Source organism: Aquicoccus sp. (assembly GCF_041686535.1).
Taxonomy (GTDB): domain Bacteria; phylum Pseudomonadota; class Alphaproteobacteria; order Rhodobacterales; family Rhodobacteraceae; genus Aquicoccus.
Genome location: NZ_JAWLDS010000177.1, coordinates 1 through 3,207, shown reverse-complemented (window position 1 = coordinate 3,207; position 3,207 = coordinate 1). Strand labels below are relative to the sequence as shown.

Here is a 3,207-nt window from a genome sequence, read left to right as displayed (position 1 = left end):
ACGCCACCTTCGAGGATATCGGCGACCTCTCCGGCTTCACATCCGACAACATCCTCGGCTTCGAAGCCACCGGCGCCCTGACCTGACCCGGTATCGCCCCCAACCCGGGGTGCGCGTGAGACATCGAAGGGGCGGCTCCCAAGCGGGGCCGCCCCTTTCACATGAGGAGTCGTGAATTGGCGAAGGCTCAGTCCACTTCCGATATTCCCTGATAGAAACGGTTCCAGGTGGGCGAGATCAGCACTTCGTTCACGCAGGCGCGCGCGGGCATTTCGGCCACGAAACGAACGGTTTCTCCAAGGTCTTCCGCCTGGAGCATCCGCGCCATATCGGCCTCGGAGGGCGGTTTGGGCCGCGCCTTCATGATCGGCGTGGCCACCTCGCCCGGCATGATCACGGTCGAGCGGATGCCGTGCGCGCCTTCTTCGTCGTTCAGGGATTCGTTGAGCGAGATGAGCGCGCGCTTGGTGGCGCTGTAGGCCGCCCCGGTCATCCGCGAGGCATAGCGCCCGGCCCAGGACGAGACGATGATGAGTTGGCCGTCGCCCTGCGCGCGCATCCCGGGCAGAACGGAAAGGCAAGGATAGAAGACGCCATTGAGGTTGACATCGACCACATGGTCCCAGGCTTCGGGCGTGATGTCGGCCATCGATCGGTTGGGGATGTTGAGCCCGGCGGACGCAACGAGGATATCGACGCGGCCGACCTCCTGCGCCGCGTCCTGCACCGCCTGCTTGTCGGTGGTGTCGAGCGGCAGGGCATAGGCGGTGCCGCCATTTGCCTTGATCGCGGCGCAGACCGCGTCGAGCGGTTCCTTGCGGCGGCCCGACACGACAACCTCGGCCCCCGATGCGGCGAGCGAATGCGCGCTGGCTTCGCCGATGCCACTGCCGCCTCCAGTGATCCATGCGCGCTTTCCGGTGAGTCTGCTCATGTCATGTCCCTCCGTCATCTGACCTCGGCAGGCTAGCAAGGGCGCATCTCTCCGGCAATCGGAACGCGTCGTCAGAGCTTTTGCAACGTGACGCCCGCCTCGGTCAGAAGGCGGCGCAGCTCGCGGGCCATGGCCACGGCCTCGGGCGTGTCGGAATGCAGACAGATCGTGTCGATCCGTGCCGGGATGCGCTTGCCCGACTCGGCAATGATCGCGTCCGCTTCGAGCATCGCGAGGATGCGTGGTGCGACGATTGCGGCATCATGCAAGACGGCACCGGGCAGCGTGCGATCGACCAGCGTCGCGTCGTCGTTATACGCGCGGTCGGCAAAGATCTCGCCCGCCCAGTTTCCGCCAAGCTCTTCCATCGCCGCCTGTTGCTCGGTTCCCGCCAGCACCATCACCACGATATCGGGATCGACCGCCAGCGCCGCCCGATAGCAGGTCAGCGCCATGTCGCGATCTTCGGAACACATGTTGGCCAACGCGCCATGCAGTTTGAAATGCCGCACATGTCCGCCCGCGGCGCGTGCCATCGCCTGTGCCGCGCCCAGTTGATAGGTAACGAGATTGGTGAGTTCCCCGGCCGTGCGCAGCAGGCGGCGGCGGCCAAAGCCGCGCAGATCGTCAAACCCGGGATGCGCGCCGATGCCCACCCCCTTGTCGGTCGCCATCTGCATCGTTCGGGCCATCACGTCGAGGTCGCCCGCATGCATCCCGCAGGCGATATTGGCCGAGGTGATCACGTCGAGCAGTGCCGCGTCATCGCCCATTGTCCACGGGCCAAAGCCTTCGCCCATGTCGGAATTGAGATCGACTTGCGTGACCATGGTTCAGTCTCCTTTCAGTTCCTCGCCCGCGGTGGCCCCGCTGATGAGTTGATAGCCCAGCAGGTCAGCCATGTCGCGCGGATCGCGGATGCGGGGCTGCGCCGCGGTGCGCAGCCGATTGAGCAGGGCCGTCTCGGCGGCAAAGGCGGCATCGGCCTCCTCCAGCGTGACAAAGCGGAAGCTGAGCGGCGTCTGCGGGGCGGCCTGGAGCACGCGGGGCAGGTCGGCGGGGATCACTGCGCCGATCCGGGGATAGCCGCCGATGGTCTGGCATTCGGGGCCAAGGACAAAGGGAATGCCGTCACCCGTCATCTGGATATCGCCGGGGATGATCACGTCGGAGACGATGCCAAGCTGACCCTCCGCGGTAAAGGGCTCGCCGTCGAAATCGAGCCGCACCCCCTGCCGGTTGCCATGGGTCGAGCGGCGAAAGGCGGTTTCGATGAATCTTTCGCGCTTCGAGGCGGAATAGAGACGGGTTTGCGGGCCTTCGGTGATGCGTATCTCGCTGCCGGAAAAGCGGTCCTCGACGGGCAGGGCAAGGGCCGGGGCATCGGGCGCGGGGTCAGGGCCAAGCGGCAGGGTATCGCCCGCTGCCAGCCGGTGGCCCAGTCCGGTATTCACATGGGTGGCGCGGCTGCCCAGCACGGGATGCGTCTCTATCCCGCCCGCAAACGCGAGATAGCCATAGGCGCCGCGGGTCACCGGCCCGATTTCAAGCCGCGCCCCGGCAGGCAGCAGGTGCGAGCCTTGCCAGTCGAGCGGCACGCCGTCGAGCGTGACGCGCATCGGCGCACCGGTCAGCGCGATACGGGTGGGCGTGTCGGTCGAGAACACCCCGCCCATGCCCGCCATCTCGATCACGGCGACAGGCGCCGAGAGGCCCAGGAGCGCCGCCGCCTCGATCAGCGCCAACCGGTCGGCAGCTCCGCCGCGCGAGAGGCCAAGGCTGAGCGTGCCGCTGCGGCCCATGTCCTGAACCGTGACCATCGGCCCGGCGCTGTGGATGGTGAGCTGCCCGCTCATTCCTGCACCTCGAGCCGGGCGCCACCCGACCCGGCGCTGTCACCGGCGCGGATGCAGTCGAACTCGTCATGCGAGACCGGCTCGAAATGCAGCACGTCACCGGGCCGGAGCGGAAAGGGCGCGTCCGACTCGCTGCGAAAGGGTCTGAACGCGGTCTGCCCGACATGGCGCCAGCCGGTCGGCGTGTCGGCGGAAAACACGATCAACTGCCGCACCGCCACGACCAGAGCCGAGGCGGGGATCAAAGGGGTGATGTCCTTCAACCGCGGAATGTCCCAGCGGTCGGGCAACATGCCCAGATAGGGCTGACCGGGCGCAAACCCGATGGCCAGCACCCGCACCGGATGGGCAACGAGGTCGGCCACCGCCTGCTCCTCGCTCATGCCGAGAAGCGCGGCGGTTTCGGCCAGTTGCGGC

4 protein-coding genes are annotated in these 3,207 nt (G+C 67.1%); all 4 read right to left on the bottom strand.

The genetic code is table 11. The features are described 5' to 3' along the window. Positions 1–187: 187 nt before the first annotated feature. Entirely contained in the window at positions 188–934 is a 747-nt protein-coding gene (locus tag ACESL9_RS17595) for an SDR family oxidoreductase (RefSeq protein WP_372610089.1), read from the bottom strand. Positions 935–1,005: 71 nt separating this feature from the next. Next, positions 1,006–1,764: a LamB/YcsF family protein gene (locus ACESL9_RS17590; protein WP_372610091.1), complete on the bottom strand. Its 759-nt coding sequence runs from the start codon at positions 1,762–1,764 to the stop codon at positions 1,006–1,008. Positions 1,765–1,767: 3 nt separating this feature from the next. Continuing rightward, entirely contained in the window at positions 1,768–2,790 is a 1,023-nt protein-coding gene (locus ACESL9_RS17585) for a biotin-dependent carboxyltransferase family protein (protein WP_372610093.1), read from the bottom strand. Continuing rightward, positions 2,787–3,207 (bottom strand): carboxyltransferase domain-containing protein (locus ACESL9_RS17580; RefSeq protein ID WP_372675376.1); only part of this gene is annotated, 421 nt, incomplete at its 5' end. The genes ACESL9_RS17580 and ACESL9_RS17585, both read right to left, overlap by 4 nt.